Source organism: Virgibacillus sp. SK37 (genome assembly GCF_000725285.1).
Lineage (GTDB): Bacteria > Bacillota > Bacilli > Bacillales > Amphibacillaceae > Virgibacillus_Q.
In genome coordinates this window covers 1,269,573-1,293,875 of the sequence record NZ_CP007161.1, presented here as the reverse complement: position 1 = coordinate 1,293,875, position 24,303 = coordinate 1,269,573, and the positions used below count along the sequence as shown (strand labels likewise).

At 38.6% G+C, this 24,303-nt stretch carries 31 protein-coding genes, 1 pseudogene and 1 riboswitch; of the genes and pseudogenes, 4 read left to right on the top strand and 28 right to left on the bottom strand.

The features are described 5' to 3' along the window. Nucleotides 1-35 precede the first annotated feature (35 nt). Nucleotides 36-211: riboswitch (cobalamin riboswitch) on the bottom strand. A gap of 94 nt (nt 212-305) precedes the next feature. The 3 genes from X953_RS06705 to X953_RS06695 form a co-directional block, all read right to left on the bottom strand. Beyond that, nucleotides 306-803 carry a methylated-DNA--[protein]-cysteine S-methyltransferase gene (locus X953_RS06705; RefSeq protein WP_040954891.1) on the bottom strand — a complete coding sequence of 166 codons (498 nt, stop codon included), beginning with the start codon at nt 801-803 and terminating at the stop codon, nt 306-308. Continuing rightward, nucleotides 800-1,375, bottom strand: coding sequence for a bifunctional transcriptional activator/DNA repair enzyme AdaA (locus tag X953_RS06700; RefSeq protein WP_084715635.1), 576 nt, complete (start codon nt 1,373-1,375; stop codon nt 800-802). The genes X953_RS06705 and X953_RS06700 overlap by 4 nt, the downstream gene beginning before the upstream one ends. Before the next feature lie 66 nt (nt 1,376-1,441). Beyond that, nucleotides 1,442-2,695: an APC family permease gene (locus tag X953_RS06695; protein WP_040954890.1), complete on the bottom strand. Its 1,254-nt coding sequence runs from the start codon at nt 2,693-2,695 to the stop codon at nt 1,442-1,444. Between the two features lie 204 nt (nt 2,696-2,899). Between X953_RS06695 and X953_RS20505 the strand changes: the two genes are divergently transcribed. After that, nucleotides 2,900-3,154, top strand: coding sequence for a LysR substrate-binding domain-containing protein (locus tag X953_RS20505; RefSeq protein ID WP_156958530.1), 255 nt, complete (start codon nt 2,900-2,902; stop codon nt 3,152-3,154). A gap of 116 nt (nt 3,155-3,270) precedes the next feature. Here X953_RS20505 and yfkAB read toward each other — a convergent pair whose 3' ends face one another. From yfkAB to X953_RS06680, 3 genes are all read right to left on the bottom strand, one after another. Continuing rightward, complete coding sequence (gene yfkAB / locus X953_RS06690; RefSeq protein ID WP_040954889.1) at nt 3,271-4,398, bottom strand: radical SAM/CxCxxxxC motif protein YfkAB; 1,128 nt, start codon at nt 4,396-4,398, stop codon at nt 3,271-3,273. 150 nt (nt 4,399-4,548) lie between these two features. Next, nucleotides 4,549-5,736 (bottom strand): chromate efflux transporter, encoded by a 1,188-nt coding sequence (gene chrA / locus X953_RS06685; protein ID WP_040954888.1) that lies wholly within the window; start codon nt 5,734-5,736, stop codon nt 4,549-4,551. Between the two features lie 15 nt (nt 5,737-5,751). Next, nucleotides 5,752-6,057 carry a PadR family transcriptional regulator gene (locus tag X953_RS06680; protein ID WP_040954887.1) on the bottom strand — a complete coding sequence of 102 codons (306 nt, stop codon included), beginning with the start codon at nt 6,055-6,057 and terminating at the stop codon, nt 5,752-5,754. A gap of 241 nt (nt 6,058-6,298) precedes the next feature. Here X953_RS06680 and X953_RS06675 point away from each other — a divergent pair, with 241 nt between their 5' ends. The 3 genes from X953_RS06675 (at nt 6,299) to X953_RS06665 (ending at nt 8,953) form a co-directional block, all read left to right on the top strand. Continuing rightward, complete coding sequence (locus X953_RS06675) at nt 6,299-7,246, top strand: response regulator transcription factor (RefSeq protein WP_040954886.1); 948 nt, start codon at nt 6,299-6,301, stop codon at nt 7,244-7,246. Between the two features lie 163 nt (nt 7,247-7,409). Next, nucleotides 7,410-8,261 carry an ABC transporter ATP-binding protein gene (locus X953_RS06670; protein WP_040954885.1) on the top strand — a complete coding sequence of 284 codons (852 nt, stop codon included), beginning with the start codon at nt 7,410-7,412 and terminating at the stop codon, nt 8,259-8,261. After that, nucleotides 8,258-8,953, top strand: a complete 696-nt coding sequence (locus X953_RS06665; RefSeq protein WP_040954884.1) for an ABC transporter permease — start codon at nt 8,258-8,260, stop codon at nt 8,951-8,953. Before X953_RS06670 ends, X953_RS06665 begins: the two co-directional genes overlap by 4 nt. A gap of 57 nt (nt 8,954-9,010) precedes the next feature. Here the strand turns inward: X953_RS06665 and X953_RS06660 are convergent, their stop codons facing one another. The 22 genes and pseudogenes from X953_RS06660 to X953_RS06555 all read right to left on the bottom strand — a co-directional run bounded on the left by X953_RS06660 (nt 9,011) and on the right by X953_RS06555 (nt 23,943). Beyond that, on the bottom strand, nt 9,011-9,295 hold the full coding sequence (locus X953_RS06660; RefSeq protein ID WP_040954883.1) for a hypothetical protein: 285 nt from the start codon (nt 9,293-9,295) through the stop codon (nt 9,011-9,013). Between the two features lie 29 nt (nt 9,296-9,324). Next, nucleotides 9,325-9,516 carry a hypothetical protein gene (locus X953_RS06655; RefSeq protein WP_040954882.1) on the bottom strand — a complete coding sequence of 64 codons (192 nt, stop codon included), beginning with the start codon at nt 9,514-9,516 and terminating at the stop codon, nt 9,325-9,327. Nucleotides 9,517-9,550: 34 nt separating this feature from the next. Further along, on the bottom strand, nt 9,551-9,781 hold the full coding sequence (locus tag X953_RS06650; RefSeq protein WP_040954881.1) for a hypothetical protein: 231 nt from the start codon (nt 9,779-9,781) through the stop codon (nt 9,551-9,553). Nucleotides 9,782-9,836: 55 nt separating this feature from the next. Beyond that, on the bottom strand, nt 9,837-10,358 hold the full coding sequence (locus X953_RS06645; protein WP_040954880.1) for a hypothetical protein: 522 nt from the start codon (nt 10,356-10,358) through the stop codon (nt 9,837-9,839). A 171-nt stretch (nt 10,359-10,529) separates the two neighbouring features. Then, nucleotides 10,530-11,096, bottom strand: a complete 567-nt coding sequence (locus X953_RS06640; protein ID WP_040954879.1) for a DUF4256 domain-containing protein — start codon at nt 11,094-11,096, stop codon at nt 10,530-10,532. Between the two features lie 229 nt (nt 11,097-11,325). Beyond that, entirely contained in the window at nt 11,326-11,706 is a 381-nt protein-coding gene (gene dhaM, locus X953_RS06635; protein WP_040954878.1) for a dihydroxyacetone kinase phosphoryl donor subunit DhaM, read from the bottom strand. 6 nt (nt 11,707-11,712) lie between these two features. Then, the gene (gene dhaL, locus X953_RS06630; RefSeq protein WP_040954877.1) at nt 11,713-12,333 is read right to left on the bottom strand and encodes a dihydroxyacetone kinase subunit DhaL; all 621 of its coding nucleotides are present in this window, start codon (nt 12,331-12,333) and stop codon (nt 11,713-11,715) included. Between the two features lie 21 nt (nt 12,334-12,354). Continuing rightward, on the bottom strand, nt 12,355-13,347 hold the full coding sequence (dhaK, locus tag X953_RS06625) for a dihydroxyacetone kinase subunit DhaK (protein WP_040954876.1): 993 nt from the start codon (nt 13,345-13,347) through the stop codon (nt 12,355-12,357). Between the two features lie 93 nt (nt 13,348-13,440). Continuing rightward, complete coding sequence (gene glpK, locus X953_RS06620) at nt 13,441-14,937, bottom strand: glycerol kinase GlpK (RefSeq protein ID WP_040954875.1); 1,497 nt, start codon at nt 14,935-14,937, stop codon at nt 13,441-13,443. Nucleotides 14,938-14,957: 20 nt separating this feature from the next. Further along, the gene (locus tag X953_RS06615; protein WP_040954874.1) at nt 14,958-15,788 is read right to left on the bottom strand and encodes an MIP/aquaporin family protein; all 831 of its coding nucleotides are present in this window, start codon (nt 15,786-15,788) and stop codon (nt 14,958-14,960) included. 251 nt (nt 15,789-16,039) lie between these two features. Further along, nucleotides 16,040-16,537 (bottom strand): GNAT family N-acetyltransferase, encoded by a 498-nt coding sequence (locus X953_RS06610; RefSeq protein WP_040954873.1) that lies wholly within the window; start codon nt 16,535-16,537, stop codon nt 16,040-16,042. A gap of 129 nt (nt 16,538-16,666) precedes the next feature. After that, nucleotides 16,667-17,143, bottom strand: a complete 477-nt coding sequence (locus X953_RS06605) for a BsuPI-related putative proteinase inhibitor (RefSeq protein WP_040954872.1) — start codon at nt 17,141-17,143, stop codon at nt 16,667-16,669. Nucleotides 17,144-17,205: 62 nt separating this feature from the next. Next, nucleotides 17,206-18,891, bottom strand: a complete 1,686-nt coding sequence (locus X953_RS06600; RefSeq protein WP_040954871.1) for a M4 family metallopeptidase — start codon at nt 18,889-18,891, stop codon at nt 17,206-17,208. A gap of 240 nt (nt 18,892-19,131) precedes the next feature. Beyond that, nucleotides 19,132-19,667, bottom strand: a pseudogene (locus X953_RS06595) (DUF1572 family protein). Between the two features lie 378 nt (nt 19,668-20,045). Continuing rightward, entirely contained in the window at nt 20,046-20,234 is a 189-nt protein-coding gene (locus X953_RS20500; RefSeq protein WP_052350070.1) for a hypothetical protein, read from the bottom strand. 63 nt (nt 20,235-20,297) lie between these two features. After that, nucleotides 20,298-21,311 (bottom strand): C45 family peptidase, encoded by a 1,014-nt coding sequence (locus tag X953_RS06585; protein WP_040954870.1) that lies wholly within the window; start codon nt 21,309-21,311, stop codon nt 20,298-20,300. 54 nt (nt 21,312-21,365) lie between these two features. After that, the gene (locus tag X953_RS06580; protein ID WP_232217785.1) at nt 21,366-21,758 is read right to left on the bottom strand and encodes a hypothetical protein; all 393 of its coding nucleotides are present in this window, start codon (nt 21,756-21,758) and stop codon (nt 21,366-21,368) included. Between the two features lie 20 nt (nt 21,759-21,778). Beyond that, nucleotides 21,779-21,967 carry a DUF6366 family protein gene (locus X953_RS06575; protein ID WP_040954868.1) on the bottom strand — a complete coding sequence of 63 codons (189 nt, stop codon included), beginning with the start codon at nt 21,965-21,967 and terminating at the stop codon, nt 21,779-21,781. 137 nt (nt 21,968-22,104) lie between these two features. Beyond that, entirely contained in the window at nt 22,105-22,296 is a 192-nt protein-coding gene (locus X953_RS06570) for a hypothetical protein (RefSeq protein ID WP_040954867.1), read from the bottom strand. Nucleotides 22,297-22,321: 25 nt separating this feature from the next. Further along, nucleotides 22,322-22,771, bottom strand: coding sequence for a GNAT family N-acetyltransferase (locus X953_RS06565; RefSeq protein WP_040954866.1), 450 nt, complete (start codon nt 22,769-22,771; stop codon nt 22,322-22,324). Nucleotides 22,772-22,835: 64 nt separating this feature from the next. Beyond that, nucleotides 22,836-23,324 carry a hypothetical protein gene (locus X953_RS06560; protein ID WP_040954865.1) on the bottom strand — a complete coding sequence of 163 codons (489 nt, stop codon included), beginning with the start codon at nt 23,322-23,324 and terminating at the stop codon, nt 22,836-22,838. A gap of 148 nt (nt 23,325-23,472) precedes the next feature. Then, nucleotides 23,473-23,943 carry a peptide-methionine (S)-S-oxide reductase gene (locus X953_RS06555; RefSeq protein WP_040954864.1) on the bottom strand — a complete coding sequence of 157 codons (471 nt, stop codon included), beginning with the start codon at nt 23,941-23,943 and terminating at the stop codon, nt 23,473-23,475. Nucleotides 23,944-24,303: the final 360 nt, after the last annotated feature.

The following is a 24,303-nucleotide window of genomic DNA, read 5'->3' as shown; positions in this document are numbered from 1 at the left end:
TCCATGTACAAATAAACTACAGACTTTTCCATCATCTATAACTAGAAGCAAAAGGCAGGTCTCCTGGCTCAGGGGTGTCGTTCTATTAACCTTCCCAGAATAACTTCCAGTGGTATTTCTAATAGAACCCCCTTCACAGTGGCGGGTCCGCTGAAGATTCTCACTTCATTCCCTATTCTCCCATATGGGCACCTACTGCTCTCATTCACTATTCTATTAGTTCAAATTATAATAGAGTCAATGGATGAAGTAAAGGTACAAAAGATATATAAGACCATGGTTAAAGATTACGGCTGCCTGCTATCCTAGTCCTGCATACTCTCCATTAGTACTAATTGCCTCTTTCGTTCTAGTCCTCCTCTATATCCAGTCAATTGTCCGTTTTTACCAATAACCCGATGACAAGGAACAACAAATAGTAGCGGGTTTGCACCTATCGCAGCTGCAGTTGCACGAATAGCTGTTGGCTTTTGGAGCTGATTTGCAATTTCGGAATAGGTTTTTGTTTGTCCATAGGGGATGTTTCTTATTTCCCTCCAAACAGCTAATTGGAATTTGGTTCCATGCATATCGGAAGCAAATGTAAAAAAGGTCCTTTCTCCTTTAAGATATAATTCAAGCTCTTTGGCATATGGTTGAATTTCCTCATCTCTTTGTTCGATTTGATATGCTGACAATTTTGCTTTCACCCAATCCATTAATCCTTGAACATTAAAGCCAACATAGCAAAGGCCATTTTCAGTAGCTGCAAGATACAAGGTCCAGCTTTCATATGTCCTATTGCTCCAATAAATTCTTTTCAATTGCCCTTCCTCCCTTTTTCCGTTCTAAAACATCGTGGGGAACAGCCACATATCTTTTTAAATTGCTTATAAAAGCTGGAAAAATTCTGATATCCGACTTGAAAACAAATTTCGGTGCTATTTTCTTTCGTAGTTACTAATAATTCCTGGGCTTTTTGAATTCTGAGGGTGGAGAGGTACATCTGTGGTGTGTAGCCTGTCTTTTCTTTAAACGTCCGACTTAAATAATATTGACTAACACCAACATGCATTGCTAGCTGGGCTATCGTTATGTTACTGGCATAGTTCTCTTGTAAATACTTCTTCGTATCTTCTATAAATTCCAGATGTGGATCATATGTATGCTCCAGCAAATCAGGCCGACACCTTTTACATGGACGGAAGCCTTCTTTTCTAGCTTCTTCCGCATTGGGAAAGAAGCATATATTTTCATAATTTGGAGTCTTTGATTTGCATGATGGCCGACAAAAGATACCAGTTGTTTTTACTGCATAGAAAAATTCACCGTCATATTTATGATCACAATCCACTGCTGCTTTCCACATATGAGCTTTCGTCAGTGCAGCTTTCATGTGCAGATCCCCTCCTCTGAATTGTGCAATTTTGGTCTTGCAAAACGGTAGCGATTCACACACTTTTTAGCTTCTATTTGTTGCTTTCCTATAAGTCATATACATTGCATAAATAACAATAACAATCACTGGGACAAAAATGAACAACTCAAAGAACGGCAGCACACCTATACATAGAAGTAGTGATAATAAAGAAGACCACCAAGCAAGGCTGCGATTTGTAAGGAGTTTTACACCAGCTGCCATAGAAAAAATATAAACAAAGATTCCAAGTGAAGTAGGAATAAAGAGCAGGTCCTGAAACGTTATGTTCAAAATCTCCGTGATCAACACGCCTCCTATAGCAAATAATATCACAAAGGCTACCATTCTTCTCGGCACTTGGGCACGAGCATGCACGACAGATAATATCTTTGGAAACGCACCATCTCTGCTTAACGAATACCCCAATTGAGTCAAACTTGCTACAAATGCATTAGAGGTTCCAATACAAATGAGGACTGCCACCACAGCTGTAATAAGCTGTGCCTCCACTCCGATAGTTTCACCCATCAACACGCCAATTGGCGAAAGATTATGTTGAAGACTTCCATACGTATGTGTAGCGATAGTAACAAAACTTAATGCCAAATAGAGAATGCCTACAATAACGGCACTTATCATCGTACTTCTCACAATGATTTTATCCGGACGTTTAAAATAAGGAGCAAGATTGCAAATAGCCTCCCATCCGAAAAACGCCCAAAAAATGACTGTTATTGCAGTTCCCACCGAATACCATCCATTTGGAGCAATCGGCTGAAAATGGGCTAAATCTATATAGGGAAGAGAAGCGACAACAGTTAGAATAAGTAGTAGAAATAAAGCTGTACTGAATATAAATGCAACTTTTCCGCTTACTTTCATTCCATTATAGTTGGCAAGACCAGCAATTACCAAGATCAAAATGGCGATCCATACCCTCGAAAAATCAGAAAGATCAAATGCCTGACTAAAATAAAATGCACCTGTCAAAGATACAATCGTTTGTCCGACAGCAGCAGTTACAAAATAGAACCAGCCAACCATATTTCCAGAATGAAATCCGAATGATTTTCTTACAAATGTTGCTGCACCTCCAGCATCAGGGTATTTCCTGGCTAGACATGCAAATGAATAAGCCAGAGGAAAACTAAGTAAAATCACAATTGTCCATGACAGTAACGATGCTGGTCCTGCAAGAGAAGCCGTCACACCTGTCAAAAATAAAACACCCGATCCCAATATTGTAGCAATATATAGTGCGACTCCTTCTTGTAAACCAATAGTACGTTGATCCATAACCTCTTCCCTCCCTTTCTCTTTCTACCATAGCAGTTTTCATGTCCTCACTCCTTTCCATTTTTGCTTTCTAATTCAAGGAGGAAATTAAACTAGAAGCGTAAGGGATTGAGTCACATTGGGTAGTATCAGAAGGGTGATTTTATGTGGAGATTTATCTTTCATGGTTTTGAGTTTTGGGGAGTCTAAATTTGCAGGTGACATATTGATAAGCTTAAAAAAACGAGGCTGGGAAATGCGCTGCAACTAGCAAATAGTGGCATAGGAATAACCATTGTACCGCAATCTGTCGTGGAAAATGTTTCATTAAGTCAAAAGGATAATTTATACCCACTAACTGACCCTGCATTTAAAAGCCATATTGTAATAAGCTTTGCTCGAGATATTAAGCGTAGTCCCGCAACACACGAGTTTATTAAGATGGCACAAAGCGTTTGCCATGAAGATTATTCTCTTTAAACACTTTTTTCTTGTCAAAAATGCCCAACCAATCACTTATGGATTGGTTGGGCATTTTATTTTTATTCAGCAGCAAAACACTCGAAGAAATAATGTGTATTATTTTTTACCACCATTTACATAGAAATATTTGCTTTTCTCTTTGTAAAATCGGTCTCTTGGTAATAGGTGTTCTTCACTAAAATATTTGGTCCTAGGCATTTAACTGCTGGGCAATGGCAATTGATTGATTTTGCAGTACTGGAGTCCATCCATTTTTCATAAGCAGTTTCCAGTTTCGTATCTTGTATATTTCCTAGTGCCGGGTCATCATCACCAAAGTCTGTCACAATAATATCGCCATTGAAAATGTTGACATTCAAACGAGAACGGCCATCTGGATCATTACGTATTGTTACATTGTTGGTTTTGTACAATTGCTTTAATAGCTCCAAGTCCTCTTGTTCACTGCTACACGGATAAAAAGGAAGCGTACCGAATAACATCCATGTGGATGGGTCTCTCACATCCAACAGTCGCTTGATAGCTGTACGCATCTCTTCTAAGCTTAATGTTTCTAAAGCACTACCGAAATCTACAGGGTACATTGGATGAATTTCGTGCCGGGCACAGCCCATTTCCAATACATGATTATGAATCTTTTCCAGATAGGGAAAGGTGGACTTATTCAGCATTGTTTCTGCTGATACCATGACACCTTCTGCGGCAAGCCGTTGCGAATTTTCCACCATACGTGCAAAGTATTTCTTTCTATTCTCCTCTGTTGGTTTACGCTCCATTCGAGCAAATCCAACTTCGGCAAATTCTTCCTCTGTCCCCCAGTTGTGAGAGATATGTAGTACATCAAGATATGGAATAATTTCTTCATACCTGCTATAAGGCAGGGTTAAATTTGAGTTTATTTGTGTGCGAATCCCACGTTCATGGGCATAGCGCAATAATGGAACAACATAGTCACGCACCGATTTCTTAGACATCATCGGTTCACCACCCGTAATCGAGAGGGTACGTAGGTGTGGGACTTCATCCAACCGTTTGACCAATAGCTCCATTGGCAGTGCATCTGGATCCTTTTGACTTAGTGTATAACCAACAGCACAGTGAGCACAACGCATGTTACACAGTGTTGTTGTAGTAAATTCCACATTGGTCAGCGTCATTTTCCCGTAATCCTCTACATCCATGTACGCTTCCCACGGATCATAGCTTGGCGTAATTTTTTTCAGTTGTTCTTTTGTTTGCATATGCATTTCCTTCCTGGTCCGTTAAATATTCACTTCAAATTATATTGTAGCAGACTTATTGAATAGAACGTCTAAAGCAAGAATTATTGCATTTGCCTGTGAATTTAACATTGAAAATCAGATTCAATGTGAAGCGCACGCGGAAGATTTTTATATCGTTAGGACCTGTAAAACATATCCAACCACTACCCCGATAATTACAATCAGCCATGCTGGCACTTTCCAGATATTTAATAAACCGAATAAGATAACAGCAAGAGCGAAATCAGATGCAGATAAAATAGAGCTTTTGATTACCGGATCATAGAATGCAGCTAGTAAAATACCTACAACACTCGCATTGACTCCCATAAGAATCCCTTGGAAGCTAGCACGTTTCCGCAATTCATTAAGAAAAGGTAATGCTGCGATGATAAGCAAAAAGGATGGAAGAAATATTCCTACTGTTGCTACTACAGCCCCTAGCACACCTTCCATCATTGTTCCGAGATAACTGGAAAAGGTAAAAAGGGGACCTGGAACAGCTTGGGCCATACCATATCCGGCTAAAAATTCATTCGCTGTTAGAAAGCCTGTTGGTACTAGCTCGCGTTCAATCATTGGCAACACAACATGCCCACCGCCAAATACGAGTGAGCCTACTCGAAAGAAAGTGTCAAATATCGTAACGAGTGGATTGTCTGTAAATCTATTTAGGATTGGCAACAATATAAGTAGACTTATTAGAATACCTAAAGAAGTCAACCCGAGTTTCTTAGAAATATTTATTTGGAACGGCTGCACATTTGTTGCAGCATTATGGGAAAATAATTTCAGACCGACAAGCCCTGCTCCTAAAATAATTAAAATCTGCATCCATGCGGTAGGAAATAATAGCATGATACTTGCAGCTATGATCGCTATTGCCAGCCGTGTTTTATCTGGTGTTAATTTCTTCCCTAACCCAATCAGCGCGTGAAGCACAACAGCTGCTGCGACAATTTTTAAGCTATGGATGAAGCTGGCATCCTCTAACGTGAAGGTTTGGTACATTAGAGCGAATAATATTAAGACAATGACTGATGGGATCGTGAATCCAAACCATGACACAAGCCCTCCAAGCAGTCCGCCACGGAGCATGCCAATAGATATGCCAACCTGACTACTCGCAGGCCCAGGGAGAAACTGACAAATGGCTATGATGTCTGCATAGGTTCGGTCATCTAGCCATTTACGGCGATCAATATATTCTTCCTTGAAGTATGCTAAATGAGCGACTGGCCCTCCAAAGGATGTTAAACCCAGTTTGGTTGATGCTAGTAAAATCTCCCATAGTGTACGGAGACTACCTTTTTGCATTGGCTTTCCCTCCTGTTATTTTATTTCTTTAAATAATTCAAATGCCTTGGCTCTTGCTTCTTCAAGTACCTCTTCCCCTTTATTCGTGGCACGATAATACTTTCTAATCTTTCCATGTACATTTTTTTCACTTTTAGTCAGGAGCCCGTCCTTTTCCATACCATGAAGGATAGGATAAAGGGTTCCTGCACTCATTTCATATCCATGTTCATGCAATTCTTCAAGCATCCAGGAGCCATAAATGGGTTCTTCCTTGGCATGATGTAAAATATGTATCTGTATGAAACCTAAAAAAAGCTTACGTAATACTTTATTATCCACTACGATGCTCCTTTCCTGGTTTGTTGCTGATTTCGAATTTCGATATCGATTTACGCTTACATTCTATCTTTTTCTTTTACTTGTATCAACCACTTTAGAAAAACTTTACTTTCTTTTAACATCTGCATGTACCTAAATAGAGGCTCACATACCCAGCACATTTTCTAAATCTTCTTTCAAAGTAGGTAACGGTATGCTAAATTTAGGTTAATAGATCACTATTTTTGAACAGGAGATTACTATGACACAATTTACAATTAATCAAGAAATGACTGACAGTGAATCACTCCCCTCTTTTGACCTCAAACTCGAAGGTACAACTGTTACCACGGTATATTGCGACACTGAAATGCAGACAGAGTTTGTAAATGCCTTACAGAAAAAAGGAAAAGCCTCTGTTTTTGACCAGCAGGAGGGCTTGTATCATCGGCTAACTGTTGAAGACAATATTGCTTTTTTTCATAAATGGTTTAACTACAAAGTTCCTTTGCCAGAGGTTTTCGTACTATTTGAATTACAAAACTGCATGAAGAAGCCTATACATACATGCACCGATTCAGAAGTCCGGAGAGTATACTATGCGAAATACCTAATGAGCGGCGCAGTACCAACTGTCTTTCGCGAGCCATTACATGGGGTGGACATTAAAACGACGCAAACCTTTATCACTATGCTGGAAAAGTTCAAGGAGCAGCACATCCCTGTCCTCATCCTTGTTTCGAATATGGAACATGCTCTCCTGCTTGGCGATATTGCTTATAAGCTGCAGCAAAGCGGTTTGCAACCAATTGAGCTTGAGGAAGATGAAGTTCAACAAGATAAGACTTCCTTCCAAGCACCAGCGAGTGCCAATTTGTTTAAGGTCCCGGCAAAAGTGGATGATAAGATGATTTTGTTTGATCCTTTGGAAATTGACTACATTGAAAGTCAGGATGGAAAAGCGATGATGGTGATTAATGATGCTTCTTATCCAATGGAAAGTACACTTTCAGAAATCGAGAAAAAATTAGAGGTTTACGGATTTTATCGCTGCCACCGATCCTATATCGTTAACTTACAAAAGGTCCGAGAAATTATTACATGGTCCAAAAATACGTATTCCCTCCGAATGGATAATAGATCACAGTCAACGATCCCTTTATCACGAACGAAAATACAGGACATTCAGGAAAAATTCAGTCTGAAATAGTACAATACACACCTCGATTCCGTACACTTTATGTTTTTTGCTTCATTTTTCAATGAAATAAAGGTACATTTCATCCTGCTGACAGTACATCCCGCCTTATTTTTACTGTATAGCTCAGAAACATCCCTTACGATAGAGGTAGTTACGTAAGGGAGGGTTTCATTTGGAAAATAGTATGGAAGTAAAAAGGTTGCAAAAACAATACGGACAGAAAACCGCGATCAAGGATGTCAGTTTTCATGTGGAAAAAGGAGAAATTTTTGGTTTACTTGGGCCTAGTGGTTCAGGAAAAACAACAATGATCAAAATTCTAACAGGGGAACTCAAGCAAACGGATGGGAAAGTAACTGCGCTCGGGATGGATGCGAGCGACTTTTCAAGTGCTGTATATAAATCCAAGATTGGCATTCTGTCAGATAATAGTGCCTTATATGAGCGACTATCTATCTATGATAATCTGAAATTATTTTGTAAATTGTATGGTGTATCAGTTAGTCAAATTGATGGGATGCTGCAAGAGGTTAATTTATATGAGGAGCGCACAACAACTGTTTCGAAGTTATCGAAGGGAATGAAGCAGCGTGTGATGCTTGCGAAGGCACTCATCCACAAGCCTGAACTGGTATTTTTGGATGAACCGACCTCTGCGTTGGACCCTGGCAATATGGCACATATTCATCGTGGCTTGCAGAAGCTGAACGAGGCAGGAACGACTATTTTTCTGACCACCCATAATATGGAGGAAGCAACCGCATTATGTGATCGTGTCGCCTTTTTGCACAAAGGAGAGCTTCAAGAGTTAGATAGCCCGTCCGCGCTTCGATATAAGTATTCTACACATGCTTTTCATGTGGAAACAGTACAGGGCGATCGTCTTGTCATTGAAAATGTGCCTGAAAACGCCAACCGAATAAAAGAATTAATTGGAAGCGGCCATGTGAAAGCTATAAATACAGACCATCCTACACTAGGGCAGGTTTTTCTAAAAGTAACTGGAGAGGAGCTCGTTTCATGAATGTTCAACGGATTCATGCCATTTTTGAAAAAGATATAAAAGATTTCATGAAAAATATGATGTTAATCACTATGCCTTTAATTCCCATTGTATTGTCTCTCATGTATACACGATTTAGTGACGGAGAATCATTGCCCATTTCCATGTTATACATCATTGTTGGAGCAACGTATTCAGCTGTTACTTCCAGTATTATGATGACGATGATGGCTGAGGAGAATGAAAAAAAGACATTACGTGGACTGGTTCAATCCCCAGCATCGTATGTAGATATTCTTGTCGGTAAGAGTCTTGTCGTGGCGTTAATTAGCTTCACTTCGCTAATTATATCCCTTCTGATTGTGGGAATAGATCCATTTCTTAACCTTAAGGACATGATTTCATTGTTGTTATTGTTCATCTTCTTTTTATTGCTTGGCATAGGAATAGGATTATTCTCCAAGTCGGTTGCCTCGACTTCTGCTTATATTATGCCTGTCATGTTTTTATTCGGATTCACTCCAATGATTGAAGCTCTTGGTATTGATAAAGAGAGTATTATCTCGCAAGTGGCAAGTGTGTTCCCATTAATGCAGGCCATTCAGGTACACGAGGATAATTCCTGGGTATCTTTAGGTATTATCGCTATTTGGAGTATTGGTGCAGCAGTATTTGCATATACTTGCTTCAAGAAGACAACAACAGATGATTAACTAAAAGAAAGCAGCTGCCTTCCAGAGAGAAGACAGCTGCTGTTTTTTCCTCATGACCTAATCCATCACACTATATGCTATAACAAACCAAACACATGCTATGCCAAGGTCTGTCAGAAACGCCTTTTTCGGCATTTTCATTTTATATTTTTCTACCCCTTCAATAGCGGAGCTAATTCCTAACAACAGAAAAATCCATTTCATATAAATGAATGCAAAATCATTGATGATACATATAACCATTAGGACGGCCGTTACTATTGCTATAATTAGTTGAAGAAAGATCACTGGTTTTGAACTTTTTAGTTGTTGTTCTTGGAAAAATATACCGATACCTACCACCTCTTTATAACTCTACTTCTATCGCATGCTTACTCCCTTGTTGTATACGTTAAAGATGTGGCTCTTTTTACTCCTGCCGCGGATATACTAATAGAAAGAATGAGCGCGAGAACCCAGTATTCATTTTCAAAAGCAGCTAACAGAATTGCTGTAATGGATAACAACAAAGTAAATAAGAAAGATAGCCACCACGTTTTATCTTTTAATACAGGCCAATTCACTTATGGCACCTCCTGATTCACTCTAGACCTGGAATTATCGTTTGGTTGAGCCCTGCCTTCTTTTTTCATAATAATTCCCGATAAAATAGCATGATATTAAGCCGATGATAAATGGGATGACAGAGCCTTCTGCCCAAAAACCGGATGACGGATTTTCTTGGAAGGTAAAAGTTAGTAATTCAATGTCGAACAAATGGCCAATTCCAATCAACAAACCGCTTATAAGAAAAAATGATATCAATCCGACAAGCACTGTTTTGAGCATAAGTACCCTCTCCTCATAGTTTTTACATTAAACCAAGAGCATCTAATATCTTTCTTTATTTACTTAACTCTCCTAAGAAATCATCAATACGAATTAACATATCTTCAATTTTATGGTTTTCATTTACGTTGGCTTGCCCTGTTACTGTTTCTGTTTCCCAAGCATCATTGCCCTCTTTTTGGTAGGCTAGCTCAACCGTAAAATCATAAATTAGTTCATCGGAATCTGTCTTATCAATCGTTATATCTTCTACTTTAAATGTGTATCCTTCCCGCATCGGTGTAGTCATCAAAACCGCTCCATAGCTATTAACGAAGTCCATATAGGCTGTTTCATTTGCAAAGTAACCGTCAAAATGGTCTTTATCGTATTGGATGGTATCTTCCACAGTGCCTTCATTAAACAATTTTTGTAAATCCTCATTTGGTCCATTTAGTGCATTTTCTAACACGGCTTGTATTGCTTCCTCATTTTCATCTGCCTTACTCTCTTCTGAAGCCTGATTTGATGAGCAGCCCGCTACAAATAGAATAAACCCAAGCAACATGACGGATGTAAGCAGTTTTCCAGCCTTCATACTATCAGCCTCCTTTCTTCTACTACGTAACAAGAAAGCAATCGGTTCCAAATTTTCTATATTTTTACTTTTTACTATACCTGTCATTGCAAAAGACACTTACCCTTATAGATAAGTGCCTTATGATGAGAAATCCAATTTAGGCAAGTTAAAAAATTCCCCACTCTGTCTTTATACCTTTAACGAGCCGCGGAAACCTCTTGCACCATAATAGGAATCAGCGCCGTTGTGGTAAACGAAAACAGTTCCGTAACGATAGTCGCAAAAAATTGCGCCGCCTTTTTCCCTAATAGCAGCAGGGGTTTGGACCCAACTGGAGGTCTTCTTATCGAATTCGCCTAATGTCTGTAATTTTCGATAGGCTTCTTCTGTTAACATTTCGATTCCCATCTCAGTCGCCATATCGATTGCGCTATTTTCGGGCTTGTGTTTTTTTCTAGCTTCCAATGCTGCTCTATCATAACAAACACTTCTACGGCCTTTGGGACTTTCCGGTGAACAATCAAAGAATACATACTCTCCCGTATTCGTATCCTGTCCAACAACATCCGGCTCTCCGCCAGTCCGTTCCATTTCATGAAGTGACCATAATTTATCAGGATTGGTTTCCAATTTTGTTTGAATTTCTTCCCATTGAAGGTCTTGGTGTCGGTCCATATTCTTTTCAAAACGAGCTTGTAGTGTTTCTAGAAGTTCATTCTTTTGGTCAGGTGATAACTCTTTTTTGCTGCTTGTCATTATTTTTTCCTCCCTTTTGAATTATGTAACCTTTATGTAGGAGTATAGCTACAGAATTTAGTTAGTAAACCCCTTTGTTAAGAATAGTTTACCATACCTAAAGTAAACTTTTGGAATGTTCTCTTTCTGTATGAATCAATTACTCCCCTTTTCTCTTGAAGTTGTTACGTAAAACAAAAAAAGCACCATTTCCATGAAAATGGTGCCACTAAGACTTTTTCAGAAGATACTAATTTAAATTAAAATTTTTCTCAAGAGTCGCTGTTATTTCCTCTACAGATTTACCCATACCTGCTTCCACAGATGCTACATATGCACCCTCCACTAATGGGGCTTCAGTCATTTTTATATCTTTTCCTTCTGCCATTTCAATTGCCATTTCTGCATTCATTTTTGCGCTGCCAAGGTCGTAGAGCAACAGGACGCCATTGCCAGTGTCTGCATTATTAATAGCTTCAAGAATTTTATCTATACTCGTACCAATCTCTCCGTCATCTGTTCCGCCTGCAAGCTCAATGACGACGTCCTGATTGACTTGTCTGATGATATCCTTTATTCCTTCTACCACCTTTGAGCTGTGGGAAATGAGTACAATTCCAGCATATGCCATCTCTAATCACTCCTCTTCTCTGATTACATCCGTTAATGCTTCAAATAAATAGAAGGAGGAAACCGATCCTGGGTCCAAGTGCCCGACAGACCTTTCCTTCAAATATGCTGCACGACCTTTTGTTGCCATCATTTTCTTGGTGGTCTCCATTGCTTCTTGTGCCGTATTTACAATAAGCTCTGCAGAGAATTGACTTTCTTTTGGCAATTGATCTGCTACCGCAGACCAAACATCAACCAGCGTTTTTTCACCGACCTCTGCCTTACCACGTTGCTTTACACCATTTACCGCTTCTGTTATTGCTTGAGAAAAGTTGGCATAAGTAGCATCCTGACCTTTAAGGCTCATAGACATTTTTAGAAATGCCGTTCCATACAACGGGCCTGCTGCTCCACCCACCTTCGACATTAGTGTCATGGCAATATCTTTCAGCATATCTGCCACATGCTCATAATTCTCCTTATCTAATTTATTCATAACCTCCTGAAATCCCCGTGCCATATTAATTCCGTGATCACCATCTCCAATTGCCTGATCCAATGTGGTTAGATTTTCTTTATTTTTTCGGATTTTATCATTGGTAATTTCCATCCATTGATATACATGATTTACTTGCAAATGATCCATGCCTGCATCTCTCCTTCTTTGTTACATTTTAAATGCGAGTGCTGTTGAAGGCGCATCAAGCAATCCTTTCAGCTCCTTATCTACTTTTAATAATGTCACTGAACAGCCTGCCATCTCTAATGCTGACATATATTCACCAACAAATGTATGTGACACCTTTATTTCCCGCTCTGCCAAAATTTCTTGTACGGTCTGATTTACAATATAAAGCTCCATTTCTGGTGTGGAACCTAATCCATTTATCATTACAGCAACTTCACTGTCTTTATAGTCGATATCTGCTAATACTTTATCTGTTAATTCTTTCGCAATTTCAGCAGCCGATGTTAACTTTTTTCGTTCAATTCCCGGTTCTCCATGGATCCCAATACCTATCTCCATTTCGTCCTCTGCCAATTCAAAACTCGGTTTTCCAGCTGCAGGAACTGTGCATGCAGCTGTTGCTACCCCCATGGACCGTACGCCAGCGATTACTTTCTCGGCAACGTCCTTTACTTCCTTCAAGGAGGCCCCTTGTTCTGCCATGGCTCCAGCAATTTTGTGAACGAAAACTGTACCCGCAATCCCACGACGGCCAGTAGTTGCTGTGCTATTTTCTACAGCGACGTCATCATTGACAATAACTTTGTCCACAGGTATGCCTTCCGCTTCCGCCATTTCAGCAGCCATTTCAAAATTCATGACATCCCCTGTATAATTTTTAATAATTAAAAGCACACCAGCATTGCTATTGACTGCTTTTATTGCCTCTAACACTTGGTCCGGTGTTGGGGAGGTAAAGACTTCTCCAACTACAGCGGCATCTAACATTCCTTTACCTATATATCCAGCATGGGCAGGTTCGTGACCACTCCCCCCACCACTAACAAGGCCAACCTTGTTAGCTACTGGTGCCTCTTTGCAAATAATTACGTTTGTACCTTTAACTTGCTTTAATTGTTTAGGATAAGCAGCAACAAGGCCTTTAATCATGTCCTGAACAACCTGCTCCGAGTCATTAATAATTTTCTTCATCCATATCCACTCCCACTTTTAATATCATTCGTTTCCTCCACTGTTTCATTTCAAATAGAGACCAACTATGGATAGTTGATCTCTATTGGATTCCTATATCTTAAATGCTTTTGTTGCTTCGACAGCCTTTTTCCAACCTTCATATAACTCACTACGCTTATCCTCTTCTAGCTCACTTGTAAACGTTTTATCATTTTGCCATTGTTTAGCAATTTCTTCTTTGTCTTTCCAATAACCTACAGCCAATCCTGCAAGATATGCTGCACCAAGTGCAGTGGTTTCCTGAATTTCAGGAACTTCTACAGGGACATTTAGAATATCACTCTGGAATTGCATTAAAAAATTATTCTTCACCGCACCACCATCTACACGCAATGTTTTCAAATCAATATTGGAATCAGCAATCATTGCATCAAGCACATCTTTTGACTGATAAGCAAGAGACTCCAGTGTTGCACGAACCATGTGTTCTCGCTTTGTTCCTCTTGTTATACCGAAGAAAGAACCGCGTGCATCACTATCCCAATAAGGTGTACCTAAACCGACAAATGCTGGTACCATATAGACGCCATCTGTAGAATCGACACGAGTAGCATAAGCTTCACTTTCTGGAGCACTATCTATAATTTTCAAGCCATCACGAAGCCATTGAATGGCTGATCCTGAAACAAAAATACTTCCTTCAAGCGCATATTCTACTTTTCCATCAACCCCCCATGCCAATGTAGTTAGTAAACCATTCTCGGATTTTACTGCTTTATCACCCGTGTTCATTAACATGAAGCCTCCCGTTCCATATGTGTTCTTGGCCATCCCTTTTTCAAAACAAGCCTGACCAAATAAAGCTGATTGCTGGTCACCAGCAATTCCAGCGATCGGAATTTCATGTCCAAAGAAGTGATAATCTACAGTATTTGCATATACCTCTGAGGATTGACGTACTTCAGGAAGCATACTTTTTGGAACAGATAGTATTTCCAATAATTCATCATCCCATTTTAAATCATGGATATTAAACATGAGTGTTCTGGAGGCATTGGAATAGTCTGTAATATGGACTTTGCCGCCGGAAAGCTTATACACAAGCCAGGTATCCATCGTTCCAAACAATAATTTACCTTTATCTGCTTTTTCTCTTGCTCCATCTACATGATCAAGGATCCATTTCACCTTTGTCCCGGAGAAATAAGGATCAATGAGCAGCCCTGTTTTATCTCTTACTAAATCATTAAGCCCTTTTCCACGAAGTTCCTTGCAAATCTCTTCTGTCTGGCGGGATTGCCAAACAATTGCTTTATAGACTGGTTTACCTGTGTCTTTATCCCATACTACCGTTGTCTCTCGTTGATTGGTAATTCCGATACCGGCAATTTGTTCTGGACCTATATCCGCTTTTCTTAATGCTTCTGCAATACAAGCTAATACGGAGTTCCATATTTCATTCGCATCATGCTCCACCCAACCCGGATGCTGAAAAAACTGTTCAAATTCTTTTTGAGCTGTTTCTACAATCTCACCTTTTTGATTGAAAATAATTGCCCGGGAACTTGTTGTCCCCTGGTCCAAAGCTAAAATAAATTTGTTATTCATTCCTATCCTCTCCTCTTTTATTAATTTTTTATTGGTTCTTTAATTTCTGCTGGTGCATGGTCCTTCTGCAGTTCGCTTCTTGTTGCAGCAACTAAAATAACAGCAATAACAACACTTGATATCCAAAAGGCAATGGAAAGATTACCTAAGAATAGTGCCTGATATAACAAGGCTCCATATATACCTCCAATCACAGGGCCCACAACAGGAATCCAAGCATATTTCCAATCAGAAGCACCTTTTCCTGGTATTGGGAGAATGGCGTGTGCAATTCTTGGTCCAAGGTCACGTGCCGGATTAATGGCATACCCTGTTGGACCACCTAATGACATGCCTATGGCAACAATGAGTAATCCTACGATGATTGGGTTTAATCCTTCCGTAAATTCATTTGCACCAATAAACATTAATCCCATTAATAAAACGGCTGTGCCAATAATCTCTGTAACTATGTTGGAAAACGGACTGCGAATCGCAGGGCCAGTTGCAAACACTCCTAATTTTGCTGCTTTGTCTTTCGTTGCACTCCAATGTGGCAAGTAAGCTAAAAAGACAATACTTGCACCAATAATGGCCCCGATTAATTGTGCACTGATATACATAGGAACCTTTGCCCAAGGAAATTCCCCAACAGCTGCGAAGCCTAATGTTACTGCAGGATTAATATGTGCCCCAGTGAAGCTACCAACAGCATATACGCCCATGGTTACGGCAAGTCCCCATCCAATTGTGATAACTACCCAATCAGCTCCCTCTGCTTTCGACTTCTTAAGTACAACTCCACCAACAACCCCTGCCCCAAATATAATCAGGATCATTGTGCCAACTAACTCAGCTAAAAACTCTGACATGCTAAACACCCCTCTAGTATAATAGTAACTCACCAAATAAACGAAAATTCAGTTAATTAAAACGCAGAAAAACCCACATTTCAATCAACCTACCTTTGGTGGAAGGGTGTTATTGAAATGTGGGTCTCCATATCTCCGCCACTTAATTAACTTGTTCCCAAGTATAAATGTTTTTGTAACCGTTGTCAAATTAAATTTATAGAATCCCATATCAATTAAATAGATTGGTAAACTAATGAAACATAAAACCTCTATAAAAGTTTAGCCATGTAATATTCATCATAGCCTTCGCCGTTTATTATAAGCGACATCCTTTTTGTCCCTTCTATGGCAAACCCGCTTTTCTTGTATAGAGCTATACCAGCCTTATTTTCCGTTACGACAGTTAATTCCAGGCGGAGGAGTTTGTTTTTTTCTGCCCATTCCGTCATATTCGTAAACAATGCACTGCCAATCCCTTTGCCTCTATATGCTTTTAAAATTCCTACAACAAGATAAGCAGTATGCTCTGTCCGGCGGGTGCTCCCACCAATTGCAATCACATATCCAACTAATTTATTATCCATTTCAGCAACCAAAATCGTTGAATTGCTCTGTTGTTGTAATTGCTTTAGTTTCTCTCGCTGTTGTTCAGCGGACATCTTTCTTTTCCCAGGCTCCATCAGCATGTATGTAGATTGCTCTTCCACTTCTGCGATAAGATGTGTAAATTCTGTTGCATCTTCTATGGTTATTTCTCTAATTAACAAATAAGCTCCCCCTATTAGTCTCTTCTCTATCAAAGTTTACTATTGTACTATTCAAAGCGTACAATTAGCAATGTACCCAATAAAACTAGAATCACTAAATAAACTCAATTCCCTTAGCAAGAAATGAGTTTATTTCTTTTCAACCGTAAATGTTGTCTGTGTTTCTATTACAGGATCCGTATGTAAAACAGTCGTTATCGTATGCGTACCTTGTTCTAAATCATTTGGTATGGCAAGTTTAAAGTCTGCCTCTTCTGCTTGTTTTAATATTAGTGGATGTTCCTGATCATATGGGATATCTTTCTCAGATTTCTGGAAGACTGTTTTCCCTTTTTCGTCCAAGATAAAATATTCATACGCCGTTTCTTCTGAAAAGATAAGTTCCTTCACCTGTTCTGTTTGGTTCTTAATTTTTAAAATTGCTTGACTTTCTTTAACCTCAAGGGTCGTTTCTAATTCACCTGCAACAATACCTCCAGATCGTATGGCTTCATCAGCATGTTGGTGATCTTTATCGTCATTTCTTTCATTTTCATCAGCCTGTTGACCACATCCAGCGAACACAAGTAATAATATCAAAAACAAGGATAGCCTAAGTAGTATCATTCCCTCACCTCCAGTTTAGTGAGAGATAATACCGGCAATGAGCCGGTATTATCTTTATAAATTTAGTTCACCCCAACATTAGTCCAAGCATTCGCTACAGCTTGGTATTCTGAACCATGGCCATAGTAATCAGCTGCAGCTTGAAGCAAGGCTGCACGTGTGTCGCTAAAGTCACTATAAGGTCCCATGTATACAGTTAACGCACGGTAGTAGATTTTTTCTGCTTTTTCAGCACCTATGCTGTTAATCGTTAAGTAACCGGCTTTATTTGGAATCCCGCTGTTTGTGTGTACGCCTCCATTATCAGAGCTTGTATTAACATAATCTCTCATATGGTCTGGTTGGCCATATTTTGTTGGATCAGATAGACTTCTTAGTGCATCACCTGATCGGCCAAGTGTATAAACATCTTCCCCAATATCATAATTATCCCCTTCTACAAACACAGCAAATACGTCTGACATCGACTCATTCAATGCCCCAGGTTGATCTTGATAAACGAGTCCTGCTGTATGCTCAGTGACCGCATGTGTTAACTCATGTGCTACCACATCAAGCGCGCCGGAAAGAGGCGCAAATGTTGATCCATCCCCATCACCATAGACCATTTGTTGTCCATTCCAAAACGCATTGTTATAGTTGGAACCATAATTTACGGTCGATCGGATACTTGAACCATTATTATCAAAGCTATTTCGGTTGAATGTATTATAGTAGTAGTCATATACTCTATCAGCATAAGCATGAGCATCAACAGCAGCCCTTTGGCTTTTTGCAGTAAATGCATTATCACTATCAGACGAGCGATATCCTGGCAGGCTTGTCCCGTTTTGTGAAGTAAACGTTTCTATAACACCGTTCATTGGTTTAGTCACATCATACAGGTAATATGTTCCATTGGATAAATACGTATTCAGTTCTTGGTAATTCCCGAGCACCCCATATCCATACCCATTTGCCGCTCGGGCATCTGTTACAGCATTGTATGAATCAATCACAGAACCGTCTTTTGCGTCAATAAAAATTTGCCAGTTCCCTGGTTCCGGATAAATGAATTGGAGTTCGACATGATAGGCCAATTTACTCAGACCATCTTGCGCATAAACAACTAGTTCTGCATTTTCTGCAGTATTTTTGACATGTGAATCTGCTAGATTACCAGCCTCTTTTAATGCCTTCTTATCGGCTTTCTTTGCTTTTGTATCCTCTTTCGTCCTATTAATTGATTGCCATGCTTGATCGATTGCATCTTTTTTTGATAAATCTGCTTTTTGTTTTTTGCTTATATTCTTTCCGGCCGACGGATGAACTTTCCCCGTAACCGCGGTAACAATGTCTTGATTATTTGTATGAACGTTGAATTTTGCACCGTATACAGGAATACCATGAACAGATTGTATAAATTCGTAATGTGTCATCCCAAGCTCATCTTTCGACTTTTTAACAAAAGAAAGCTCTGTCTCCGGATTTAGTTGATAAAGATCTTTTTTACTATTTATATATTGTTTTATATCACGGACACCTTTTACTGGTTCCCCTGATAATTTCCCGGAGACAAATGTTGGTGCTGTTGTGCCATTACTATCTTTATTCCATACAAGATTGAAATGTGATTTTGTCATTTCTTTCATTTCCTGAAGATCTTTATTGCTCATTTCTGCTGCATCTGTAGAATATGCAAAATTTGGTATGGTTAAGCTTACTGTTAGTGCTGTTCCAGCTACAATCTTTTTTATTTTCCCCTTCATTATTGTACTAACACCTTTCTATTACTAAATTTCCGTAAGCGCTTACTATGCGATCGCATATACGTACTTTAGCATATTTAATAATAGTTTAATAGGTTTTAGTTTAATTTTTCTGAAAACGAATAAATATGCCTATTCTCTGTTTTACAGAAGGGATATAGTACCAAAATTCCGATAACTAATGATACGATCTGCCTTTGCAAAAGAAAGAAATGAAGCTTATAAGGGAGAGGTAAATCGTTAATATGAGTGCTTTTTTAATGCTTGCTGCACGTACGCTTCAGATTCTCCTATTGGGATGCTAAGGGTTTCCCATTTTTCCTCTTTTAATTGCTTCCCAATATAAACAATCTGACCTACATGATAAGCGTAATGAGCCATTTGTCTCTCGATTGCTTCTAAAACAGTGTGGTTCTCCCCACGAATAGTTATATCTTTTAATAAATCTTGGTCTTCTAATCCGTTCAATGTATGAAAAAGTGTGGTCCACCCTTTTTCCCAGATCGTGATCATTTCTTCTTTTGAAGATATATTATCTACAAATTCCTTATCACGATTTCTCGAAGATTTTCCCCATCTGTAGTTAAAAAGTCCGTCCATCTGGAAATCATATTTCCGCTTACATGTTTTGCAATAGTCGCGATACTATTTGAAGATTTGTTTAGCTTCCAGCGCAGATCTTCCTCTGATAATTGACTTATTGTTTTATCACCTAAATCTTTGACGTTTTCAAATCGTTCCTTCACAACCTTTAAATATTCATGTTCAACAGTCATCAGTAGCTACCTCCTCTTTTTGCAAATGGCCTTGGGTGAGCTTTCATGATATCCAGCAATTGCCCTCTATTGCTGATTAGACACACTATTAATTCCAGACATTATATAGGGGATGGCTGATTTAATAAACATTTCCGGCGGCAAATTCTCTTTATTTCTTCTCCGTTCTACAGAAGTACTGTAAATACCCCAACTTAACATGACCGCAGTAACTTTTAAGTCGTCTTCAACTTCAGTTGGAAACTGTTTTAACAACAGATTACGAAAGATGAATTCAAGCTGTTCTCTAATAATACGTGCAATGGTATCTTCGTGGCCTCTATGGCAACGATTAGATAACGACGTTTAAAAATTGGTGACAGCTATAAGGATGCTGACCTACGTTGCTTCATTTAGTTCGTTATTTTGATAATAATCATAATTCAAATTTACTAGTAATACTTCGGGTAATGCTTTATCCAATAAGTCATATATATCCTTAAAATGATAATAAAATGTGGCACAATTAATCGTATCCTCTGTTGTAATATCCTTTATCGTAATTTTAATCCGTCTTTTTTTGAGCATGTTTATCTCCCCTCTTTAACTGACGCTATATGTGCATTCAAAGAAACACAAAACACAAAGAAATTAATCGATCATCCCAATTAGCTTCTTTTCAGTTACATCTTTTCCCTCCACCCAGTCCTGGAAGTTTATTTCCAATATTTGATCACTCTGTGCAATGGTCGTCTTTATTTGAGTATTGTAATAAGCGTATGAAATGGTATGAAGCGTCCCAAACATATTTTCATAGTCAGTAAAAAATAAAGGAGAGCGTATATTTCTAAACTCATCAAACATGTTTTCGTGGGTCATTTTCTTCGTAGACAATTGTTTCATATAATTATTGCGTGTGACCGATCCGTCAATGCTTTCTCTATTCTTTTCTTCTAGCTGTCCCACCTGGAAATGGTTCAAACAAGCTAGTGTCGGCTCGTCAGATCTGACTGCAATATTCTCCGGGCTAGCTTCTACTACAGCCATCTTGCCATGTTTATCACCGAGAGAAAAATTATAGCAAGCTGCGTGTGGGATTTCCTTCAACAGTTGAACGGCATCGTCCACAGTGGAACACATATCCAAAATCATTCGTATTGCCGTCCAGGCAGAGATCCCTGTCATGTAGCCATGATTACTTACAAAATGGAGGCCTGCCACTAATCCATGCTGATTGATCCCATCATGTCTACCTAATAATTGAAGGTTATATCCTGCCGTTGCAAACGCGGCATCACTTTGAATAAGGCTGAACAATCCGTCATAGAGAGCAGGGGAAAAATCATAATTCCTAACATAATAATCCTTTGTCATAATCGCAGAGCAGCCCATCGCATCTGTCTTCGGTACATCATAGCCACTAAATAAAGCAGCAGCTTTTTCACTTGAAATTCCTAGTCCTTCTGCCAATCCTTCTAACTCATCCAATAAATGAGGAGCTAATGCAGAAAAAATGGATGTCATATTTTTATAGTCTATCGCTGGTTTCGTAACAGATTCAAAAATATCAACTAACGCATTTCCTTGCAAATTGTTTCCAAGTTTTCTTCCAATGTTAAACGAAGTATCCCTAAGCTGGATTATTTTCACGGAAAATTCAGTCACGGAATCCTCTCCTCTCTCCATGAATTGTTATTCTAGATTTCATTCTCAAACTCTTTAATATTGAAAAATCACAAATATAGTAATGCCATACACGACAGAACAGATAAAGATAAAGGTTGTGTGTATGCGGAGAAGAAAGTTCCCTACACCAATTTGAGTAATGTTCGCTAGTTGTTTTGCAATTTTATAAAGGAATGGCAAAAAGTATAAGGAAAAGAAAAATCCACCTGAGAGAGAAATACTTATAAAAACAAGTACTTGACTAGAAATCAAATTTTCAACTAAACCTCCAATGATAAAGAAAGGCACGCCCGCCCATAAGAAAAAGGTAGGAATCAACAAGACGATTGCCATTATTACTAGCATGAAATTTTTTTTGAGTACGTTTAAAGTACTTTCATAGTAGAGACCCATTCTATCACCTGCGATTATTTGTAAAATAGCCATGTATTCGTTTCTAGAGATATTCACCGAAATAAAACATACCCAACCAAAATAATAATTAATATAAGAATAATAACGCCAGTTCCTTTCCAGCTCAACCCACCCACTAAATCAGACAGATTACTTCCGTGAATACTGCTGGAAGGTTGCTTTAATTCCTCCTGTCTCAATTTTTCTCTTTGTTCTTCAGGTGTCCTCTTATTTTCACTCATTCACTCACCTCCAAAAAGGGTGAAATTGGTGGCAAATCTAAACAAGTCAATCACATTTTTCTTAATTATACAAAAAATACGATTGACTTGCTATGCTTCATTCACAGTCTCGTGTAGCAACTTATCAGTACAAAAATTTAGTTAAACAAAAAGTTCCCAACTAAACCAAACACTAGAATCAAAATAATTCCTCCAATTAGAAAATAGCCAATAATTTTGATGGGGAGTGGAAGTTCTCCGCTATGTGGGATGGGATCTCCTTCCACATTTTGCTGGTGTTCCATTGCATCATTAAAGGGTTTGTTTTGTTCTTCATTATTTTCAGTCAAACTTCTCTCTCCCTTCAACTGCTTGCTACTGCTTCACTGTATATTTAAATATAAGTTCTCCATTCGGGTCTTTCTCATTTATATACTTAAAACCAATGCTCTCATATAGGTGCCGGGCTACTTTATTTTCTTCTACAATACTTAAGTGTATGTCTTTAACTCCATATTCCTTAGACACGATTTCAATTAGCCTGAGCATTGCTTTTTTGCCGAAGCCATTCCCTTGGTATTTTTTATCAATGATAATCCGATCAATCCATGTGTCTTTATTTGGACCAAATGATCCATACATGGCAAAACCAATTACTACTTCTTCATTATAAATGGCTACTGGCCGCCATTGAGCTACTGTGTTTGCTTCGGCCAGGCATTCATCCACAGATTCAATGAAAATTTTCTGATCTTCTTTCAAGGTTATTTTTCTAACTGCACTTTCATTGCTGTTATTAATATTTCTTATAGAAATGCTGCACATCATTTTCATATCCTTTGTAAAAAAGTTTATTGCCTTAGAATTTTTAAGTTTATAGACGAGCCTACTATATAATTCCAGTTATCACGATATACACAGACACGCTAAGGAGAAGGATGGTTGTAAAAAATAATAATGTCATATGTTCTTTTTGATTAGTAACTACCATTTCAATGTTTCGCACCATAAACAGTAATCCTAAAGAAGTTGTCAAGCCCAAAAGCGATTTGCTCATTGCTTGAAATGAAGGATTTATACTCAGCAATTCACTTGAAACTACGAATGGTACTCGTAAAATGAAATAAGCTGCTACACCACTTAACAAAATATCCAGTGCTAAGAAAAGTTTATACCTTTTCTTATATTTATCGTTTATGCTTCTCACTCTCACATACAATAACAGAATACAAATACCTGCCATGCCACCTGTCATACCATATAACCATTGTGACCAATTGAATTGCTCATTCCAAAAACGAATGATTAAAAATAGAGCGGTGTAACCAAGGGGTAAACCAAGTAATATGCCCAGTAATCCTTTGTAAGTCATTCTCATTACACTCACATCCTGAATAAGTTTTTTGCAGGTGGGGATGGAAGATACATGCCATCTAATTGAAGTATGGTTATCAAGTTCTACCCTGAGAATTTAGCTTTTACTAGTAAAACATATAAAGATTTTATTGATGTGTTTTCCGTTCTGCCTACTTATACTTACTTAACAATTCTTCTGGAATATGACAATAATCATTCGGACATTTGGCTAATCGATCTTGATGTTCCTCGGCACTTTTCACGTAGTTTGTAAGGGGGAGCACTTCCACAACGATACGGTCATAATCGTCTCGCTCACGAAGGAAGGCCTCAGCTTCTTTTAAGTGCTCAGGATTTTCACTGTATACTCCTGTTCTGTACTTCTCACCGACATCCTGACCTTGTTTATTCACACTGTATGGATCAATAATCTCAAAAAAATAACCCATTAATTCCCTGATTGTTACAACTTCTGGATCAAATTCAGTTTTCACACATTCAGCATAGCCATCATAATCTCCATCAAGTGTCTGACTTGTGCCATTCGCTCTTCCGGCTTCTGTAAAAGTTACTCCTGGTAATGTTTTTATAAAAGCTTGCACTCCCCATAAACATCCACCGGCAAAATATACTACTTCGATAGCGCCTCACATCCTTGTTTCATTTTCAGAAAAAGCTTATTCTACAAGTCTACTATACTTGTTCACGGAGAAAAAGACCTATTGCTATATATATGATGACAGTGAATAGAGAAGTTTTTGTTCACTAATGAGAGACTAATGGACAATTAGTATCCTTTGAAGCAGTTTTTACAATGATAGTAAAAAATAATGCTTTAAGGTTCAAAGTACATATTTTATAGAAAACAACCCCTACTTATATTTTCAAACCAAAAAAAGGACGCACATCCTTATTTAGGAAATGCGTCCTTTAACATAAAAATCATTTTCATCACAATGCGAATAATAGTCATTAATTACTTCTTAATAAAGCGAGAAACA

What these genes read in the sequence shown, in the direction of transcription:
- X953_RS06700 (WP_084715635.1), bottom strand. Translation starts at nt 1,375, where the DNA reads ATGAAAGCTGCACTGACGAAAGCTCATATGTGGAAAGCAGCAGTGGAT.
- X953_RS06695 (WP_040954890.1), bottom strand. Translation starts at nt 2,695, where the DNA reads ATGGATCAACGTACTATTGGTTTACAAGAAGGAGTCGCACTATATATT.
- yfkAB (WP_040954889.1), bottom strand. Translation starts at nt 4,398, where the DNA reads ATGCAAACAAAAGAACAACTGAAAAAAATTACGCCAAGCTATGATCCG.
- chrA (WP_040954888.1), bottom strand. Translation starts at nt 5,736, where the DNA reads ATGCAAAAAGGTAGTCTCCGTACACTATGGGAGATTTTACTAGCATCA.
- X953_RS06675 (WP_040954886.1), top strand. Translation starts at nt 6,299, where the DNA reads ATGACACAATTTACAATTAATCAAGAAATGACTGACAGTGAATCACTC.
- X953_RS06665 (WP_040954884.1), top strand. Translation starts at nt 8,258, where the DNA reads ATGAATGTTCAACGGATTCATGCCATTTTTGAAAAAGATATAAAAGAT.
- X953_RS06650 (WP_040954881.1), bottom strand. Translation starts at nt 9,781, where the DNA reads ATGCTCAAAACAGTGCTTGTCGGATTGATATCATTTTTTCTTATAAGC.
- X953_RS06645 (WP_040954880.1), bottom strand. Translation starts at nt 10,358, where the DNA reads ATGAAGGCTGGAAAACTGCTTACATCCGTCATGTTGCTTGGGTTTATT.
- X953_RS06640 (WP_040954879.1), bottom strand. Translation starts at nt 11,096, where the DNA reads ATGACAAGCAGCAAAAAAGAGTTATCACCTGACCAAAAGAATGAACTT.
- dhaM (WP_040954878.1), bottom strand. Translation starts at nt 11,706, where the DNA reads ATGGCATATGCTGGAATTGTACTCATTTCCCACAGCTCAAAGGTGGTA.
- dhaL (WP_040954877.1), bottom strand. Translation starts at nt 12,333, where the DNA reads ATGGATCATTTGCAAGTAAATCATGTATATCAATGGATGGAAATTACC.
- dhaK (WP_040954876.1), bottom strand. Translation starts at nt 13,347, where the DNA reads ATGAAGAAAATTATTAATGACTCGGAGCAGGTTGTTCAGGACATGATT.
- glpK (WP_040954875.1), bottom strand. Translation starts at nt 14,937, where the DNA reads ATGAATAACAAATTTATTTTAGCTTTGGACCAGGGGACAACAAGTTCC.
- X953_RS06615 (WP_040954874.1), bottom strand. Translation starts at nt 15,788, where the DNA reads ATGTCAGAGTTTTTAGCTGAGTTAGTTGGCACAATGATCCTGATTATA.
- X953_RS06605 (WP_040954872.1), bottom strand. Translation starts at nt 17,143, where the DNA reads ATGATACTACTTAGGCTATCCTTGTTTTTGATATTATTACTTGTGTTC.
- X953_RS06600 (WP_040954871.1), bottom strand. Translation starts at nt 18,891, where the DNA reads ATGAAGGGGAAAATAAAAAAGATTGTAGCTGGAACAGCACTAACAGTA.
- X953_RS20500 (WP_052350070.1), bottom strand. Translation starts at nt 20,234, where the DNA reads ATGCTCAAAAAAAGACGGATTAAAATTACGATAAAGGATATTACAACA.
- X953_RS06580 (WP_232217785.1), bottom strand. Translation starts at nt 21,758, where the DNA reads ATGGCTATTTTACAAATAATCGCAGGTGATAGAATGGGTCTCTACTAT.
- X953_RS06575 (WP_040954868.1), bottom strand. Translation starts at nt 21,967, where the DNA reads ATGAGTGAAAATAAGAGGACACCTGAAGAACAAAGAGAAAAATTGAGA.
- X953_RS06565 (WP_040954866.1), bottom strand. Translation starts at nt 22,771, where the DNA reads ATGTGCAGCATTTCTATAAGAAATATTAATAACAGCAATGAAAGTGCA.
- X953_RS06560 (WP_040954865.1), bottom strand. Translation starts at nt 23,324, where the DNA reads ATGAGAATGACTTACAAAGGATTACTGGGCATATTACTTGGTTTACCC.